We start from the raw sequence: 18,480 nt of genomic DNA on the forward strand, positions 1-18,480 counted from the left end.
ACAATGTTTCGTGTACCAGATGAAATTGCGCGTATAGCTTTAGAACGTAGCGAGGGATTTCCAGTGGAAGGATTTGTCCACGGAGAAGGGCCGCAATCACCAACACTTTTGCTGATTGGTGAAGCACCGGGGGAACACGAAGCGATACATGGTGTTCCGTTCATCGGTCGCGCAGGTGATGAATTAATGAAATCTCTTGCATCGATTGGGCTAACACGTGAAGATGTCTATATGACGAGTTCGTTCCGCAGTAGACCGTACAAATGGGGAACGAGGAAAGAACGGGATGGTAGTTTGACGGAACGAAAGTATAATCGTCCACCGACACAAAAAGAGCAATTGGCTCATGCACAGGTCCTTGATTTTGAAGTAGCCAACCTTAAACCGAAGCTTATCGTAACACTCGGCAATATAGGTCTGCAGCGATTGCTAGGTAAACATGCGAAGGTCACGGCTCTTCATGGACAAGTACTAACGCAACCTGTACAATATTTAGCGAAATTGGATGATAAACAATATAGTTTAACAGATGAATCGTACACTATCATACCGACATTCCATCCAGCATCCGTCTTTTATCGCCCATCCCATAGACCTGATCTGGAAGCCGATTGGCACCGGATTGGTGAATATCTCCAAGGGGAAATGCGGTATCCGTTTGAATAAGGTAGAAATGAGGAAGCATTATGAATGCTCAAGTAAAACCTAAAGGATCCGTTAAAAACTTTATGAGTTTAGTCAAGACATTGCGTTGGCCGGTAGCCGTAACCATCATTGCCCTGGTGCTATCTTTTGTTGAAACGGTTGCCGGTCTTGCTGTACCATTAATCACTAAAGATTTGGTGGACTCATTCACAAGTGAACTATTGAACTGGAAGACGGGCATATTCCTGCTCGTTTTATTTGTGGTACAAGCAATTGCCGGTGGCTTTTCCTATTATATGCTTGCTTTTATTGGGGAGACGGTTGTTGCGGACTTGCGCAATCAATTATGGCAAAAAGTACTGCGTTTACCTGTGCCATATTTTGATCGGAATGAAACTGGAGAAACGATGAGTCGCGTTACGCAAGATACAACCGTATTAAAGTCACTTGTCTCAGAGCATCTAGTATCGTTCATCTCGGGGCTAATTTCGATTATTGGAGCAGTTATTATTTTATTGGTACTCGATTGGAAGATGACGATCATCATGTTGATTAGTGTGCCGGTTAGTATGGTGATCTTGTATCCACTTGGCCGCTTAATGCACAAAGTAGCAAAAGCCACACAGGCTGAAATGGCAAAGTTTTCGGGACATCTTGGCCGTGTGCTTGGCGATATCCGGTTAGTGAAAGCATACCGCGCAGAACCTACTGAAGGAGAGAAGGGTAAAGTTGCTATTCAATCATTATTTCGATATGGGTTGAAAGAAGCAAAAATTCAAGCTGTTATTTCACCTATCATGATGTTGACAATGATGGGTATCCTAGTAGTGATTCTTGGGTATGGAGGAGCGCAAGTGGCAAGAGGAGCGTTATCAGCGGGAACACTGGTTGCAATTATTTTCTTGCTATTTCAGATCATTGTACCGGTCGCGCAAATGGCTCGATTTTTCACTTCGTTCCAAAAAGCAGTAGGGGCAACAGAAAGAATTCAAGAAATTTTACAAATGGATTCTGAACCCGCAGGCGGTGACCATACATCGGAACTGGAAGGTGCCATCGCATTTTCAAATGTTCATTTTTCATATGAAGAGGGCAGGGATGTAGTGAACGGAATTACATTCACTGCAGAGCGAGGAACTGTAACGGCATTCATCGGACCAAGCGGCGGAGGAAAGACAACAATCTTCTCATTGGTGGAGAGATTTTATCAACCAACTTCGGGAGAAATACGTTTTGGAGTAGATTCGATCCAAGAGATCCCGTTATCTGATTGGCGCCAGCGTATAGGCTATGTTTCACAAGAAAGCCCATTATTAAGCGGAACGATCTTAGATAACATTGCGTACGGTTTAAAAAAGAGACCGCCTCTTGAACAAGTCATTGAAGCTGCAAGAGCTGCCAATGCTTATACATTCATAAAAGATATGCCGGATCAATTCGATACCATGGTTGGGGAGCGCGGCATGAAGTTGTCTGGTGGTCAGCGCCAACGTATTGCCATCGCGCGCGCTTTATTGCATAACCCCGAGATTCTATTATTGGATGAAGCTACGTCGAATTTGGATAGCGGTTCGGAAACGCATGTACAAGAAGCATTACGCCATTTGATGCTAGGTAGAACAACGCTAATTATTGCACATCGATTGGCAACCGTATTGCACGCAGATCAATTACTGTTCTTAGAAAATGGTCAGATTACTGGTAGAGGAAATCACACGGAATTATTGAAGACACATGATCTCTATCGTGATTTCGCAGAAGGACAAGGAATAGCGTGAAAACTGAAGGGAGAAGGTAGTATGTATGAACCGATTAGTTCATCTTTCTATAATGTACCTGTACTAGAGCTTGCCCGTAATTTAGTCGGTCAATATATTGTCCATGAGCAACCCGAAGGATTATCAGTAGTTAGAATTGTGGAAACTGAAGCGTATCACGGGGCTGAAGATCGTGCAGCACATAGTTATGGTAATCGTAGGACGAAGCGTACAGAAATCATGTTTGGTAAACCGGGATCCGTATATACATATCAAATGCATACCCACACACTAATGAATGTCGTCTGTGCACAAGAGGGTACACCGCATGCTGTGTTACTGCGGGCGGGTGAACCAATAGAAGGAGTAAGTCATATGCAACAACGCCGTGGCATACACATTAAAAAAGAAACCGATCTTACAAATGGACCCGGAAAGCTTTCTAAGGCTCTCGGGGTGACGATGTCATATTACGGTCATCATTGGACACAGAAGCCTCTCTACATAGCTGAAGGCTTTCCTCAGGCTGAAATAGAAGCGGGTCCACGGGTAGGGATTGGCAACACGGGTGAAGCTGTGCATTATCCTTGGCGTTTCTATGAAAAAGACAACCCGTTCGTCTCAAAATATAGAAAATAAATTAATGAACGTCTCGCAAGTATTTGGTTAGAGAGAAGAATAGGGGAAATTATGAAGAAGATATTGAAAATGGGTAGTGCGTTTATTGGAATTATCGTAGGGGCAGGATTTGCATCCGGTAATGAAATCATGACGTATTTTACGAGTTTCGGCTACTTAGGCATGATTAGCGCAGTAATTTGTACGGCGCTCTTCGCTTACTTAGGCATGACATTGACGCGTCTTGGAAGTCGACTGCGAACAACTTCACATAAAGACGTGATTTACAAAATCAGTGGACGCTTTCTAGGCGTAATAGTGGATGGTGTTATCATCTTTACACTATTTGGTGTAGGTGTAGTGATGCTAGCGGGTGCGGGTGCCAACTTACATCAGCAATTTGGCTTGCCGACATTTGTAGGTAGTTTACTGATGATTGTTTTGGTGTTCTTGACGATATTATTAAACGTAGATAAAGTGGTTGCTGTAATCGGCAGTGTGACGCCGTTTTTAATTATTACAGTAGTTGTCGTCTCTGTTTACAGTATTATCACGATGGATACAACTTTCGCAGTCCTTGATCCTGTTGCAAAAGCAGTGCCAACGACATTGCCTAATTGGTTCATATCCGCAATTAATTATGTGTCATTTAATATTGCGGTAGGTGCTTCGATGACTATTGTCATGGGAGGGGCGGAAAAAGATGAAAAGATTGCGGCGCGAGGTGGATTCGTAGGTGGTCTTGGATTAGGTATTCTAATTCTGTTAAGTCATTTGGCGCTTTTTTCGCAAGTGGAAAATGTGGCGGGAACAGATCTACCGATGCTTGCCATCATCAATAATATTTCCCCAATCTTTGCAATCTTCATGGCGGTTATTTTATACGGTATGATCTTCAATACAGCAGTCAGTATGTTCTATGCGTTTGGTGCTCGATTCATCCAAAGTGGTACGATGAAGTTTAAGTTATTCGTAGCGTGTTCACTAGTAATTGGCTATGCATTAAGTTTTCTAGGATTCACAAATTTGGTTAATACACTGTATCCGGTTGTCGGCTACTTAGGTTTGTTTTTAGTTGTGGCACTTCTTAGGGCTTCAATCCGTATGCCGAATAAAATATAAATATACCCCCGCGGGAAAATTCGCGGGGGTTGTTTGTGCTTAAACAGATTGTAATTGAAGAGCTACAGCTGGTCCGAAGAACTCGAAGTGAATTTTCTCTTCAGGAATACCCATGGCGTGAAGCTGTTGAAGAACGAACTCCATAAAGCCAGTTGGTCCACATACATAGACATCACTGCCTGCAATCACGTTTTCTTCTAAGAATTTACGTGTGAACATGCCGTCTCCCTCTTCTGAATAAAGCGCTTTGTACGTAGAGTTTGGCAGTTTAGCATTTAATTGCTCTAGTTTATTCGCAAATGCTTGTTGGCTGCGTGTACGTGCAGAGTGCAAGAATGCCACTTCACGTTCAGGAGACAAATCTGCGATAGTTGAATACATAGCTTTCATTGGTGTAATACCAACTCCACCGCTGATTAATGTGACAGGTGCTGTGCCAGTAGGATCTAGATAGAAGTCGCCTGCCGGTGCGCTCACTTCGACGATGTCACCTACACTTGCATGTTCATGCAAGAAGCATGATACTACACCCTTTGGTGATAATGTATCTTCACGTTTAACCGAGATACGGAAAGTCTCGTCGTTTGATTTTTGAGACAAGCTGTACTGACGATTAACAATATTTTTCGCGCCTGGGATTTCCATGCGGATCGTAATGTATTGTCCTGGTAAGTAGTATGGCAATTTTTTACCGTCAACAGGTTTTAAGTAAAATGAAGTAATGACATCACTTTCTTCTACTTTGTCGACAATTTCGAAGTCTTTAAATAAGTGCCATCCACCATCAGCTTTTTCTGTATTCTCATACATATCTTTTTCTACACCAATGAAAGCGCCAGCGATTACGCCATAAGCGGCTTCCCATGCATCCATAATTTCAGGCGTTGCTGCATCGCCAAGTACTTCTTTGATTGCTTTTAACAGATACTCTCCAACAATTGGATAATATTCTGGCAAGATTCCAAGAGATACGTGCTTGTGCGCGATTTGTACAACCACCGGTAGAATGGCTTCTAGGTTATCGATATATTGCGCTGCTGCATATACTGTGTTTGCAAGGGCTGTCTGTTGACGACCTTGAGATTGGTTAGCATGGTTGAATATATCTAGTAATTCGGGATGAGCCACAAACATGTTTTTATAGAAAGCCGTAGTAATCGCTGTTCCGTGTTCCTCTAGTACTGGTACTGTGGATTTGATAACGTCGATAGTTTTTTGATCTAACATGGATAATGCACAACCTCTCCGTATTTGATATCTCTATCATAAATCATTTAGAATTCAAAAGATATATATAAAATACATGTTTAAAAATATACTGTGAAAGTTGTCACATTATATTCAATAATTAGTCATGCTATTACGTGTAACGACCAGTGTCAATCCATGATTTTTCAATTGAAAATGCTATAATAATGAAAGCAGAGAAAGTGGTGATATTATGCGTTTAACAATGTATACAGATTATTCGCTGCGTGTTCTGATTTTTTTAGCTTCCAAGCAATCGGATGAACTGTCCACAGTCCAAGAAATCTCGGATGCATATCAAATCTCGAAAAATCACCTCACCAAGATAGTCCATGAATTAGGAAAACTGGAACTGATTGAAACCATTCGTGGACGTGGTGGTGGAATCCGTCTCAGTGTAGATCCAACAAGCTTGAATGTAGGTGAACTAGTCCGGAAAACAGAAGACGATTTTCACTTAGTCGAATGTTTTGATCCGAGTAAGAATATGTGCGTGTTGTCTCAAGCCTGTCAGCTAAGGGGTGTGTTATACGAAGCGCTTCAAGCTTACTTCGCTGTGCTAGATCGTTACACGATTGCAGATTTCCTTCATAACAAGGAAGAAATACAATCTTTACTATTTCCCACTAGTCAATCCTGAATAGTGTGTTAGAATATAGGTAGTAAACATAGTGAATTAGGAGGAATTAAATATGTCAAAAGTGTTAGTCATTGGGCATAAAAACCCGGATACAGATTCCATCGCATCAGCGATTACGTATGCCTATCTTAAACAACAAATCGGTATGGATGCAGAAGCTGTTCGACTAGGGAGTATTACGAAAGAAACAGCGTATGCGCTTGAAACTTTCGGTTTTGAAGCACCCCGCTTAATTGAAAGAGCAGCACCTGAAACATCTCAAGTCATCTTAGTTGACCACAACGAGAGACAACAAAGTGTGGATGACTTGGATGATATACAAGTATTGGAAGTAATCGACCACCACCGCATCGCGAACTTCCAGACAAATGATCCATTGTATTATCGTGCAGAGCCAGTAGGCTGTACGGCAACGATCTTGAACAAATTATTCAAAGAGCATGGTGTTGAAATTCCGAAAAACATTGCCGGCTTAATGCTTTCGGCAATCGTATCGGATTCATTATTATTCAAATCGCCAACATTCACAGATCAAGACCAAGTAGCTGCTGAAGAACTAGCTGCAATTGCAGAAGTGGATGCTGCCGTCTACGGCTTGGACATGTTAAAAGCTGGAGCAGACTTAAGCTCTGTACCTGTAAAGGATTTGGCTAGTCTAGATTCGAAAGAATTTATATTTGGCGATGTGAAAATGGAAATTGCACAAGTAAATGCAGTGGACTTACAAGACATTCTGGGTCGACAAGATGAACTAGAAGCGGAGTTAAATGAAGTGATCGAACAAAAAGGGCTAGATTTATTCCTGTTTGTTGTGACGGATATTATCAATAGCGATTCCGTAATCATTGCGCTAGGAAAAGAAGCCCAACGTGCAGGATCTGCATTTAATGTAGCCTTCAATAATAATTCCGCTCTGTTAAAAGGTATTGTTTCACGTAAGAAGCAAATTGTGCCTGTATTGACTGAAGCACTTTCTTAATCAATAGACTGTCATGGAAATCGGTAACCCGATCTTCCGTGACAGTTTTTTTTATCCTAAATCCAGGGGCTGTGTGGCAGGACCTTCCAACACGGTTCCATCCGCCCGGAAACGTGATCCATGACACGGACAGTCCCACGTTTGGTCTCCTTTATTCCAACGGGTACGACATCCCATATGCGTACAAATCGGGGAGTCGGTCCGGGCGATATGTCCACCGGCAAATTCCTTTACGGTACGTCCGGCTAATAGTAAAGCGCGGCTTGACATGGAGCCGAAATCTGTTCTGCTGGGAGAAAATAATTCGCTAGCGGCATTCGATCGACCGATAATCGCATCCGAAATAATTTCCGCGCAGGCTAAGGAATTAGATAGTCCCCATTTTCGATAGCCTGTACTAATGTAGACGTCCGGCGAAGAGTTTGAAATAGCTCCTGCATAAGGTACTAAATCAGGCGTGGACGGATCCTGAGCCGACCATTTGTAGACAACTTCAGGATGTCCCAATGTCGTTTTTATATCCTCCGTTAAGCTGTCGTAATGTAGCTGTGTTTCTTTTTCCGATCCAGCGGGATGAGATTGAGCGGCTAGCAACAAGTAAGACTGGTCATCGATCGTCGCTGTCCGTATCGAGCGTTTCGGCTCATCTACCGATATATATTGATGATCAAAGAGAGTATCCGTTTTTGCCGCGGCGATATAGGAGCGCTGGACGTCCAGTTTGAGAATTTGCATGCCTTCTAGGGCTTCAATGGGATAATGTGAGCAGATAACTAGTTGTCGATAACTGACTATCTTAGATGAAGAGAGTTTGACAAAATAACGATCAGTATCTAGAGCAGCTACTTGTGCATGTTCAAATATACGTGCGCCTTCTTTCACAGCGAGTTGTGCTAATCGTTGTCCAAAACGCACTGGATGTATTTGTGCTTCGTCTTCAATCAGTAAAGTATGAGCAGTTTCAAATGGTAAGTAGGATGCATTACCTGCAAGTGTAAATGGAATCCCAATCGCCTCATAAGCTTTTTTCTCCGCAAGTAATCGTTCCGTACCTTCAGGTGTTTGAGAATATAGCGCGGAGTGTGCGGCTTGCAGTTGATCTGCTTCAGCGATGGATCGCGCGAAATCAATAGCTTGTTCATTTGCATTAAAATATTGTCTTGCGCTTTCCACACCAAACTGTTCAATCATGTCCGCGTAGACTAGATCATGTTGTGCGGTTAATTTACCTGTAGAATTTCCCGTTGCCCCATGAAGCAAACTGTTTTTTTCGAGCAATACGACGTCCTTTCCTTGTTTAGACAAAAAATATGCATTTGCTATGCCGCTCAGTCCGCCTCCGATGATTAACACATCGCAAGTTAAATCATCATCTACAGTTGGATAGGTAGACTTCGGATAAGCGGTGGCAAGCCATAAAGATTGATTCATTCCGACACCTCATTCTGTGAAATTATATAACCCAAGCATTAACATTGTTCCCAACTTTACCTGAATCTAAAATAGAGAATAGAAAGGTGGAGCAAAAATATGATAATTGAAGTATGGTCGGATTATGTTTGTCCGTTTTGCTACATTGGAAAAAGACGTTTAGAGCATGCATTGAAACAATTAGGGCTTGAGAAGAAATCGGAAGTTGTATTCAAGGCGTTTCAACTGGATCCGAATACGCCAGTAGCTTCAGACCAATCATTAGTAGACGGGTTAGCTAGTAAATTTAAAGTCACCAAACAAGAAGCAGAAAACATGATGAATAATATAAAAGAGCAAGCAAAAACCGTTAATCTTCACTATCAAGTGGATCGAATGAAAACCTCTAATACGCTCGATGCACACCGTCTAGCGAAATTCGCAGAGAAACAAAATGTAGAGAAGGAAGTAACAGAGCATCTCATGCATGGCTACTTCGCGGAAGGGGAGCGTATCGATACGGAAGAAGTACTCGTAGCGATTGCAACATCAGCTGGATTAGATGCAAAGAAAACGAAAGACATGCTTCATAGTGATGCTTTCGAGGGTGAAGTGAAAAAAGATATCGAAGAAGCACAGGAAATTGGTGTCCAAGGTGTACCGTTCTTCGTAATTAATCGTAAATATGCTATAAGTGGAGCGCAGCCTACGGAAGCATTTGTTGAAGCGTTTGAAAAGATTGCTGAGGAAGAAGAGATGACAAAACCTAAGTTGCAAGTATTAGGCACAGATGATGGAGCTTGTGATATCTGAGGAAACAGTAAGCTGAATAGATGAATGGTTCGATGGAACTGAAGAAAACTCTTAAGAATTAAAGGGAGTTTTGTCTTCAGTTTTTTCTTCATGGACTTCTAGTCTGTTTAAAATAGTACGTAAGTGAATTGTAAGTGGAATGCATTTCACTTGAATGTCGATCAACGGCACTTTCCTGTTAACCTTCGTTCTTGCAAATCACAACATACATCTTGATATTAATAATATCTCCAACCATTACACCGCCAGCTTCGATTGCGCGGTTCCACATTAATCCGAAATCTTTTCGTTTGATTTCACCCTCGACCAGATACGTAGCACCAAATACGGTAACTTCTTGAGGAGTGATGCAGAATATGGCTCTTTTGCTCGTGTTTTTAACAGTCAAGTCACCGGACATTTGATATCTACCGTCTGTATCGTTGTAAATTGTGCGGGAAGAGAATGTCATTTTGGGGAAAGTTTCGGCATCAAAAAAGTCCACGGAGCATAGATGTAGATCACGGTCTCTATTCTTTGTCTCAATTGAAGAAACAATTACTTGAAAACTAATTTTAGTTTTCGTCAAATCCGCTATGTTACCTTGTAATTCTCCTGAAAACTCTTCAAAAGTTCCCGTGACAGTAGATACCATCATATGTGGAACGGAAAAGCCGACAGTGGATGCCGTGGGATCTACTTTCCATGTATTCACTTTCACTCCTCCTTATGGATATTTAATTAGCTAAACTGTAATTGAAAAAACCTAAAAAGTCAAAATGAAAAACCTTGTCAAAAGGACTGATTGCAAGCATACTAATAGGTGGATAAGATTGTTTCCGTAAAACTGGAGACACGTATACTGAAAGGACTTGATGTAGATGTCAAAACATCGATGGTTTGAAGACCTTCAAAAGAACATACAAAACGGTTGGTTATTACTTGACGAGCCATTAAACAAATATACGAAAACACGTCTGGGTGGTAAAGCGGATGTCATCGCGGCGCCTGGCACAATAGAAGAAGTGCAAGCGATTGTTAGCTATGCTTATCAGCATGAAATTCCTATTTTGTTGCTCGGGAACGGTTCAAATATGGTCGTTCGTGACGGTGGCGTTCGTGGAATTGTAATGTATATGGCGAACCTAAATCAGATCGAGATTGATGGGAATAGAATGATTGCGGAAGCTGGAGCAAATATTATCGACGCGTCTAAGGAAGCAGCGATAGCTTGTTTAACGGGTCTAGAGTTTGCTTGCGGAATACCGGGTTCAATTGGTGGTGCAATGGCAATGAACGCAGGAGCGTACGGTGGAGAAATCAAAGATATTATTCATCAAGCGACTGTAATGGATGACACAGGGAAAATTTTCAAGCTTTCAAAAGAGGAGTTGGAACTAGGGTATCGTAAGAGCATCATTACTACAGAAGGCTATTATGTCCTATCCGCAGAGTTCTGGCTCACTAAAGGTGAACAGTGTGAAATCGATGCGGCAGTTGCCGACTTAACGTTCCAACGTGAATCAAAACAACCGCTTGAATATCCGTCAGCAGGAAGTGTGTTCAAGCGTCCTCCAGGTTACTTTGCTGGAAAGTTGATTCAAGATAGCGGCTTACAAGGTAAAGGCTTTGGTGGAGCAGAAGTGTCTACTAAACACGCGGGATTCATCGTCAATAAAAGTGATGCCACAGCGGCAGATTACATCCAGACGATTGAGATGGTCAAAGCGGAAGTGAAAAAGAACTTCGGGATTGATCTGGAGATGGAAGTGAAGATCGTAGGGGAAGAACTTTCTGAATAATAGAAGTGACAGGGGCTGTCCACGAAGTCATTACGACCTCTCGGGACAGTTCTTTTCTGACGTGAAAAGTTGGGGGAATAGCTGGCTGAGTGATGAGGTAGGTATGGATGCTTCAGCGGGTACGTTTTCCTAGAGGGCCTTCTAGCCGGAAAGCGTCCCATCGTACTTACCACTTAACTCTCCTTAAATAAATTCTTAGAGCTTAACCTTAAATCTATGCAAAAAAAGAGGGGCCTCGTTTCTAGCCACCTCTCGTGATATTAATTTTGTATCTTGCACTGGATCTTGCTTGAGTCGAGCACTTGGTCATCTTCAATCTGTACCTGGCATATCTTACTATTTTGCATGAACTTAAAAACCCCATTGTTAAAATCAGTCCCAATCTCCTTAAAGAAGATTCCCTCATACTGCGCATGCTTCGAAAGCGTGAAGTTGATACGGAAGCCTTCGCCATCGGAAATCAAATACGCACGTACGCCTTTTTCAAACGATCCTTCTATCTCACTCTTTATCGCACGATCAACCGACACGACATGGAAATCAACAAATGGAATTTCTCTCAACAAGACGTTCATGAAAGAGCCTTTTGTGATTTCCTCCCAGCGACTTTGCGCGGTCTGTCCGATAATGATTTGTGTAATGCCGTATTGGTGAGCCACTTCTTTGATAACTTTTGCAGCTGGAAGCTTCTCATCGTCGCGGATAATGAATGCTTCGACATCCAACTCTTCCGCAAGTTCTTTCCAACGGTCTATATACTCCGATTTCTCTACATGAAAATCATCGAGTGGTGCAGGGTCGACTGTCAGGATATAGAACGGACAGTCCATGATTGTTGCAATTTTATATCCTCTATTAATGAGACGTTCACCATTTGGACCGTAATACACACAAACGAGAATTCCCTCGTCCATACGGCTTTTCATTTTGCCCATAATGACTCATCACCTCTTCAAATTCAATAAATTAATGATAACCGGTTCACACTTTAGGGGAATGCTTTCCGCTGCAATTTCGCCAGAGAACCTCATCCTATATAGGATTACGAACGTTGCCTACCTGTATACTGACCGCGCTTTTTATGCGGTTTTCACTAAAGTAGTGTATACTTTCGAGTAGGGAATGTACACTTTGCTTAGAGTCCCATTATGCATAACGTACAGTGTTCAGTCAAGAGTCTCTGAGTATTCTATTGACACTACTAATCGATTAATTCTGGGAGGTGTTGGATTGATAACCGTCTTACTGGCAATATTCATTCCATTTATCGCAGCTTGTTTGGTTCCATTTATACATAAATTTTTGACCGGTAGTCGAATCGGTTGGTTTGTCATCACCATTCCAATGTTCTTGTTTGCCTTACTGATTCGACTTGTTCCTTCGCTTTCTGAAGGAGCTTCTTATTTATACACGTTGCCTTGGATTCCTTCTGCAGATATCTATTTTTCCACACATTTAGATGGACTAAGTATAATTTTCGCTTTATTGATTACAGGAATTGGTAGTCTGGTTGTATTGTATTCCATTTACTATCTTTCTGAACGGGAAGCGATTGGTCGTTTTTATACATATTTACTGTTGTTCATGGGAGCTATGCTAGGTGTCGTGTTATCCGATAATCTAATCGTCCTGTATGTGTTTTGGGAATTGACGAGCATTTCATCCTTCTTACTAATTGCTTTTTGGTATCACCGAAAGCAGTCAAGATACGGAGCAAAGAAATCGATGCTGATTACCGTCACTGGCGGTATTTTCATGTTAGTCGGATTTTTAATGCTATATACCATTACAGGAACGTTCAATTTACAAGAGTTAATCGCTATGCGTGAAGTGATTGCGGCAGATTCGCTGTTCATACCTGCTATGTTGCTTGTGTTAATTGGCGCATTTACGAAGTCTGCACAGTTTCCATTCCATATCTGGCTACCTGACGCAATGGAAGCCCCTACGCCTGTTAGTGCCTACCTACACTCCGCTACGATGGTTAAAGCGGGTATTTATTTAGTAGCGCGATTTACCCCGGTCTTCGCAGGTGATACGACGTGGTTTTATGTCGTATCTTGTGTAGGTTTATTGACGATGTTATGGGGGTCTGTCAACGCGGTGAAGCAAACGGATTTGAAAGCGTTGCTCGCATTCTCAACAGTGAGTCAACTGGGGATGATCATGAGTTTGCTTGGTATCGGCTCATTGGCATTCGCTTCCTCTGAGAGCACGCACATCGCGTTATTCACCGCTGCTACTTTCGCTGCTTTATTTCATTTGATTAATCATTCCACATTTAAAGGCTCTTTATTTATGGTCGTCGGAATTTTAGATCACGAGCTAGGAACACGTAATATTCAACGACTTGGTGGCTTGGCAACGATCATGCCCATTACATTTACCATTGCGCTGATTGGCAGTTTTTCCATGGCAGGACTACCACCATTCAACGGCTTCCTAAGTAAGGAATTATTCTTTGAAGCGATGCTGTCATTAAAAGAAGCGAATCTATTATCAGTGGATTCGTTGGTGTTATTGTTCCCAATCATTGCATGGGTCGGCAGTATATTCACGTTCATTTATTGTATGATCATAGTATTTCAGACGTTTTTTGGCAAAGTACATGCACCGGTTCCTGGACATAGACCTGCTCATGAAGCACCGATTCAGATGTTGATTTCACCTATGGTACTTGGCAGTCTGGTCGTACTTATTTTCATCTTCCCGAATCTACTCGGGACGTATATTTTAGGGCCAGCAATGAATGCGGTATATCCGCAATTTGTGGGGTTGCCTGGCCTAGTACCAAAAATACACGTGTGGCATGGTTTTGGGATGCCAATCTTCATGACGATCGGTGTAATTATCGTAGGAATTTTATTGTATGGTTTCTTGCGTTACTGGAAAGGGATTTACAGTTTAGGCTTTTTACAATGGACGCTTGATCGCTCATATAATGCATTATTACAACGAATTGAACGAGTGGCTTCTGTGGTGACGAAAACGTATATGACTGGGTCGGTGCGAGATTACGTTTCGTATATCATGCTGTTTTTCATAGCCCTTGTCGGTATAGGTTTGCTAGGTTTCCAGCAATTCATTTTCGACTTTTCGAATGATGCTGTGATTGAAATTAATGAAAGCATCATTATTTTCGTTATGATGTGTTCAAGTGTAGCGATCTTATTTGCTAAATCTAGGATTACTGCCATTATTCTTAACGGAGTGCTCGGCTATTCTATCGCCATTCTATTTGTTGTATTCCGCGCTCCGGATCTGGCGTTGACACAAATCATTGTCGAGACGGTTACAACCGTACTGTTCTTATTGTGCTTCTATTATTTACCGGAATGGAAAAACGAGCATAAGTCGATTTCCATGCGAGTGCGTAATGGATTGATCGCGGTGGCTTCCGGCGTTGCTGTTACTGTTATCGCTTTGCTCGTGCAAGGCCATTCCTTGTATCCGTCTATATCCATCTATTATGAAACAGCATCACGGCTTGCAGGTGGGTTGAATGTAGTGAATACGATACTTGGTGACTTCCGTGCATTCGATACGATGCTTGAAGTATTGGTATTATTTATTGCAGGCCTCGGTGTCTTTTCATTAGTCAAGTTGCGTCGCAAGAAGGGAGTGGATCACCCTGAAGAAAAATGATGTGATCTTGCAGACGGTGACGAAGATCGTATTCTTCATCATCTTAACGTTTGGCGTGGAGCTTTTTTTATCAGGACATAATAATCCAGGCGGTGGCTTCATTGGCGGACTGGTGCTCTCTTCTGCGTTTGTATTATTGTATTTAGTATATGACATAGAAACAGTTCACCGAGGAACGCCTTTTGATTTTAAGCGAGTGGCGGCATTTGGTGTGTTGCTTGCGGTAGGTACAGGAATGCTGTCGTTGTTGTTTGGTGATTCTTTCCTGTCACAGACCACATGGCTTGTGGACTTACCGGTTTTTGGTGAGACAGAACTTGGAACGATGACGATTTTCGAAGCAGGAGTCGCACTGACTGTCCTCGGTGTTGTCGTGACGATTATTTTGGGAATCAGTGAGGATGTGGAGTAATGGAGACATTAATTACCCTTCTGGTAGGTGTGCTAGTGGCAGTAGGCGTTTATTTACTTTTATCAAAAGAAATGTTGCGAATTATTTTGGGAACAGCAATTCTGTCGCATGCCATTCATTTATTATTATTGACGATGGGCGGTTTAAAAAAGGGCGAGGTTCCTTTGCTAACAGAGACGGCAGCGGAATATACCGATGCATTGCCGCAAGCGTTGATTCTGACAGCGATTGTTATCAGTTTCGCGGTGACAGCATTTTTACTCGTATTATCGTACCGTGTGTATCAAGAGTCTGGACTTGGATTGCGAGGGCAAGAAGATGAATAATATATTGGTATTGCCTATGATCTTGCCTGTTTTGGTAGGTGTGATGTTAGTATTCCTACGTCCTTATATTCGTGTTCAACGTGTACTAAGTGTACTGACGATGATAGCTTCTGCTGCTGTGGCAGCCTATTGTCTCCAACATATTCACCTAAACGGCATCATGCGTTTGGATTTTGGAGATTGGTTACCACCACATGGAATTTTGTTTGTGGGCGATTCCTTCGCCATGTTATTAGTATTGGTTGCGTGCGTCGTTTCCAGTATAATTTTGCTGTATGCATTCGCTACGACAGGGATTGAGACAGAAGTGATGTTTTTCTATCCATTCTTCCTATTTTTAGTGGCAGGAGTCAATGGCTCATTTCTGACTGGCGATTTATTTAATCTATTTGTTTGTTTTGAAGTAATGTTACTAGCTTCCTATGTGCTGCTGACTCTTGGAGGACGTAAAACACAGTTAAAAGAAGGTATTACGTATGTATTGATCAATGTGCTGGCTTCTTGGTTCTTCTTGTTGGGCATCGCATATGTATACGGTGTACTAGGTACGTTAAACATGGCACATATCGCTGTACGCGTAGCAGAAACGGGACAAGGACCTCTCTTGACGCTGATCGCAATTATTTTCTTGATCGTCTTTAGCTTAAAAGCGGGCTTGCTACTTTATTTCTGGCTTCCGGGTTCTTATTCCGCACCCCCTATTGCAGTCGCGGCGCTGTTTGGCGCGTTACTGACGAAGGTCGGTATTTATGCGTTGTACCGCATGTTCACATTAATATTCATACATGATCCGATTATTTATAAAATCATTGGCGTGCTAGCCATTGTCACAATGATCGCGGGTTGTCTCGGAGCGATTGCATATTCTGACATACGTCAGATCGTCTCGTATAACGTCATCATTTCCGTTGGTTTTGTGTTAACAGGTCTAGCGGTTGCTACGAATACTGCATTTCAAGGTGCAAGCTATTATTTGATTCACGACATGGTTAGTAAGGCATTGCTATTTTTATTGGCAGGGACTGTCGTGTATTTGACAGGTCGTTCGAAGTTCAATGAAATCAGCGGCCTAATTCGAAACTATCCGCTAGTCGGTTGGTTATTTTTCTTGACGATGCTAGCGGTTTCGGGAATCCCGCCATTTAGCGGATTTATCGGAAAAGTATACATAGGGTTAGGTGCAATTGAAACAGGCTCTTACGTATTGCTGGCAGTGTCGTTTTTATCGGGTATCGGTGTATTGTATTCACTTCTTCGTATTTTCCTCAATAGTTTTTGGGGAGAAACGATAATTAGTGAAGACGATCAGAAACCTTTTCAAAAGAAGGTTGGTTTGCCGCTCGTTTTGCTTGCAATACTTGTAGTTGGATTAGGTATAGGTGCGGAACTGCTGTCGCCTTATATAGAAGACGCGGCCAATGCATTAACAAATCCGGAACAGTATATACGTGCTGTGATGGGTGACGATTTAGAGTAGGGAGGGGGAGACGACATGCCGTTACAGCTTCTGCTGAATTTATTCATCGCATTTTTATGGATGACGCTGATGGATGAGGACGAACTGAGATTCACGACATTTTTCATGGGGTTTCTAGTCGGACTTGGCATTATCTTTGTCATGAGCCGCTTTTTCGATACGCATTTCTATTTACGTAGAGTATATGCTGCGTGCAAGCTCTTGTTAATCTTTATAAGTGAACTAACGCAGTCCAGTATAGTAGTCATCTCCCAAATCGTGAGACCTACACTGCGTATTAAACCAGGTATCTTTAAATACGAGACGATTTTGACGAGTGATGTGGAAGTGACCATGCTGTCTATGCTTCTCACCTTAACACCGGGCTCGGTCGTGATGGAGGTATCTTCTGAGGGAAATGAGTTATATATTCATGCAATGGACGTGGAAGAGTCGCGGGATGGATTAATTAAGCAACTGAAGAACTTCGAGAAAGCGATTATGGAGGTGACACGATGATAGCAGGTATGCTGACAATATCGGTCATACTATTCGCGCTGACTATTTTGGTGGCAGTCATCCGAATTATCTTAGGTCCTTCCCTACCGGATCGTGTGGTAGCACTCGATGTAATCGGTGTGAATTTAATTGCTACAATTGCCGTCGTGTCGGTGATTTTAAATACAAAAGCATTTTTGGAAGCGATCTTGATCCTTGGAATTCTTTCCTTTATCGGAACGATCGCATTTTCAAAATTTATTGAGAGGGGGAAAATAGTTGAACGGGAGCGAGATCGGTGAATTTATAGGGGCTTTGTTGATTTTGACAGGGGCTGTTGCCAGTATGTTGAGTGTCTTTGGGTTGATCCGCTTACCGGACGTCTATACTCGGTCACACGCGGCAACGAAAAGTTCGACGTTGGCAGTGTTATTGACATTGTCCGGCTCATTCGTTTATTTTCTCTTCTCCGAAAACTTTATTAGCGTACGATTGCTTCTTGGGATCGGCTTTGTATTTTTAACAGCACCGGTAGCGGGGCATGTAATTATCCGTGCTGCTTATCGATCGAAAGTTAAGTTGGCGGATATTTCCACAGAAGATGAATTATATGAAAAAATCCATGGACAAAACACAGGAGATACAAAGCAATAGTTGATTCAAATGAACAGGAGAGTCAATTGATTTTTTACTGTCCTATCTATATAATTACCGTAATCTGTAGTCGACTGAATGGGGTGATAAAGTGTTAAATCAAGATGCTTGTGAAGTAACCGTTGTGCACGAAGATGTAGTTCGTAAAATTCGAAAAGAGCTTCCTGATGTAACGGAAATGGTACAAATCTTTAAAGCACTAGCTGATGAAACACGTTTGCGGATTGCTTATTCACTGACATTGGAATCAGAAATGTGCGTCTGTGATGTAGCGGCAGTGATTCAATCTTCATCCGCTACCGCTTCTCATCATTTACGTTATTTACGGGATCATTCAATGGCTAAATCGGAAAGACGTGGAAAAATGGTATACTACTCTTTGGCAGACGAGCATGTTGCGGACTTAGTGAAAATTGCATACGAACATGCAATCGAAGCCCAGCAAACGATATAATATCATGTGAGCCGCCTGTAGT

General features: G+C 42.2%; 20 protein-coding genes. 16 read left to right on the forward strand and 4 right to left on the reverse strand.

Going from position 1 to position 18,480, the window contains the following annotated elements; genetic code table 11:
• The first annotated feature begins 3 nt into the window (after positions 1 to 3).
• Genes CSV67_RS15115 through CSV67_RS15130 form a run of 4 tightly spaced genes read left to right on the forward strand, consistent with a single transcriptional unit; the run spans position 4 to position 4,142 of the window.
• Complete coding sequence (locus tag CSV67_RS15115) at positions 4 to 666, forward strand: uracil-DNA glycosylase (protein WP_099632435.1); 663 nt, start codon at positions 4 to 6, stop codon at positions 664 to 666.
• Positions 667 to 686: 20 nt separating this feature from the next.
• A complete protein-coding gene (locus CSV67_RS15120) occupies positions 687 to 2,423 on the forward strand; it encodes an ABC transporter ATP-binding protein (RefSeq protein WP_099632436.1) in 1,737 nt (578 codons plus the stop codon).
• Positions 2,424 to 2,444: 21 nt separating this feature from the next.
• Positions 2,445 to 3,041, forward strand: a complete 597-nt coding sequence (locus tag CSV67_RS15125; protein ID WP_099632437.1) for a DNA-3-methyladenine glycosylase — start codon at positions 2,445 to 2,447, stop codon at positions 3,039 to 3,041.
• Positions 3,042 to 3,092: 51 nt separating this feature from the next.
• Positions 3,093 to 4,142: a YkvI family membrane protein gene (locus CSV67_RS15130; RefSeq protein WP_099632438.1), complete on the forward strand. Its 1,050-nt coding sequence runs from the start codon at positions 3,093 to 3,095 to the stop codon at positions 4,140 to 4,142.
• Between the two features lie 39 nt (positions 4,143 to 4,181).
• On the opposite strand, the gene hmpA is transcribed toward CSV67_RS15130, so the two are convergent.
• Positions 4,182 to 5,393, reverse strand: a complete 1,212-nt coding sequence (hmpA, locus tag CSV67_RS15135; protein WP_483315698.1) for an NO-inducible flavohemoprotein — start codon at positions 5,391 to 5,393, stop codon at positions 4,182 to 4,184.
• Between the two features lie 190 nt (positions 5,394 to 5,583).
• On the opposite strand from hmpA, the gene CSV67_RS15140 reads away from it, so the two are divergent.
• A complete protein-coding gene (locus CSV67_RS15140; RefSeq protein ID WP_099632440.1) occupies positions 5,584 to 6,030 on the forward strand; it encodes an RrF2 family transcriptional regulator in 447 nt (148 codons plus the stop codon).
• A gap of 52 nt (positions 6,031 to 6,082) precedes the next feature.
• A complete protein-coding gene (locus tag CSV67_RS15145; protein ID WP_099632441.1) occupies positions 6,083 to 7,009 on the forward strand; it encodes a manganese-dependent inorganic pyrophosphatase in 927 nt (308 codons plus the stop codon).
• Positions 7,010 to 7,060: 51 nt separating this feature from the next.
• On the opposite strand, the gene CSV67_RS15150 is transcribed toward CSV67_RS15145, so the two are convergent.
• Positions 7,061 to 8,440, reverse strand: coding sequence for an FAD-dependent oxidoreductase (locus tag CSV67_RS15150; protein WP_099632442.1), 1,380 nt, complete (start codon positions 8,438 to 8,440; stop codon positions 7,061 to 7,063).
• Between the two features lie 99 nt (positions 8,441 to 8,539).
• On the opposite strand from CSV67_RS15150, the gene CSV67_RS15155 reads away from it, so the two are divergent.
• Complete coding sequence (locus CSV67_RS15155; protein WP_099632443.1) at positions 8,540 to 9,232, forward strand: DsbA family oxidoreductase; 693 nt, start codon at positions 8,540 to 8,542, stop codon at positions 9,230 to 9,232.
• 178 nt (positions 9,233 to 9,410) lie between these two features.
• Here CSV67_RS15155 and CSV67_RS15160 read toward each other — a convergent pair whose 3' ends face one another.
• A complete protein-coding gene (locus CSV67_RS15160; RefSeq protein ID WP_158232961.1) occupies positions 9,411 to 9,926 on the reverse strand; it encodes a YceI family protein in 516 nt (171 codons plus the stop codon).
• Positions 9,927 to 10,092: 166 nt separating this feature from the next.
• On the opposite strand from CSV67_RS15160, the gene murB reads away from it, so the two are divergent.
• Positions 10,093 to 11,013, forward strand: a complete 921-nt coding sequence (gene murB, locus CSV67_RS15165; RefSeq protein ID WP_099632445.1) for a UDP-N-acetylmuramate dehydrogenase — start codon at positions 10,093 to 10,095, stop codon at positions 11,011 to 11,013.
• A 260-nt stretch (positions 11,014 to 11,273) separates the two neighbouring features.
• On the opposite strand, the gene CSV67_RS15170 is transcribed toward murB, so the two are convergent.
• Positions 11,274 to 11,948: an adenine nucleotide alpha hydrolase family protein gene (locus tag CSV67_RS15170; RefSeq protein WP_099632446.1), complete on the reverse strand. Its 675-nt coding sequence runs from the start codon at positions 11,946 to 11,948 to the stop codon at positions 11,274 to 11,276.
• Positions 11,949 to 12,243: 295 nt separating this feature from the next.
• Here CSV67_RS15170 and CSV67_RS15175 point away from each other — a divergent pair, with 295 nt between their 5' ends.
• The 8 genes from CSV67_RS15175 (at position 12,244) to CSV67_RS15210 (ending at position 18,458) form a co-directional block, all read left to right on the forward strand.
• Positions 12,244 to 14,658: a Na+/H+ antiporter subunit A gene (locus CSV67_RS15175; protein ID WP_199173197.1), complete on the forward strand. Its 2,415-nt coding sequence runs from the start codon at positions 12,244 to 12,246 to the stop codon at positions 14,656 to 14,658.
• A complete protein-coding gene (locus tag CSV67_RS15180) occupies positions 14,645 to 15,070 on the forward strand; it encodes a Na(+)/H(+) antiporter subunit B (protein ID WP_099632447.1) in 426 nt (141 codons plus the stop codon). Before CSV67_RS15175 ends, CSV67_RS15180 begins: the two co-directional genes overlap by 14 nt.
• Complete coding sequence (locus tag CSV67_RS15185; RefSeq protein WP_099632448.1) at positions 15,070 to 15,396, forward strand: Na(+)/H(+) antiporter subunit C; 327 nt, start codon at positions 15,070 to 15,072, stop codon at positions 15,394 to 15,396. Before CSV67_RS15180 ends, CSV67_RS15185 begins: the two co-directional genes overlap by 1 nt.
• Positions 15,389 to 16,873 (forward strand): Na+/H+ antiporter subunit D, encoded by a 1,485-nt coding sequence (locus tag CSV67_RS15190; protein WP_099632449.1) that lies wholly within the window; start codon positions 15,389 to 15,391, stop codon positions 16,871 to 16,873. Before CSV67_RS15185 ends, CSV67_RS15190 begins: the two co-directional genes overlap by 8 nt.
• A 15-nt stretch (positions 16,874 to 16,888) precedes the next feature.
• On the forward strand, positions 16,889 to 17,371 hold the full coding sequence (locus tag CSV67_RS15195; protein ID WP_099632450.1) for a Na+/H+ antiporter subunit E: 483 nt from the start codon (positions 16,889 to 16,891) through the stop codon (positions 17,369 to 17,371).
• Positions 17,368 to 17,652 carry a Na(+)/H(+) antiporter subunit F1 gene (locus CSV67_RS15200; RefSeq protein ID WP_099632451.1) on the forward strand — a complete coding sequence of 95 codons (285 nt, stop codon included), beginning with the start codon at positions 17,368 to 17,370 and terminating at the stop codon, positions 17,650 to 17,652. Before CSV67_RS15195 ends, CSV67_RS15200 begins: the two co-directional genes overlap by 4 nt.
• Entirely contained in the window at positions 17,630 to 18,004 is a 375-nt protein-coding gene (locus tag CSV67_RS15205) for a Na+/H+ antiporter subunit G (protein WP_099632452.1), read from the forward strand. Before CSV67_RS15200 ends, CSV67_RS15205 begins: the two co-directional genes overlap by 23 nt.
• A 91-nt stretch (positions 18,005 to 18,095) precedes the next feature.
• Positions 18,096 to 18,458, forward strand: a complete 363-nt coding sequence (locus tag CSV67_RS15210) for an ArsR/SmtB family transcription factor (RefSeq protein ID WP_099632453.1) — start codon at positions 18,096 to 18,098, stop codon at positions 18,456 to 18,458.
• The last annotated feature ends 22 nt before the right edge of the window (positions 18,459 to 18,480 follow it).

Source organism: Sporosarcina sp. P2 (assembly GCF_002743255.1).
Taxonomy (GTDB): Bacteria; Bacillota; Bacilli; order Bacillales_A; family Planococcaceae; genus Sporosarcina.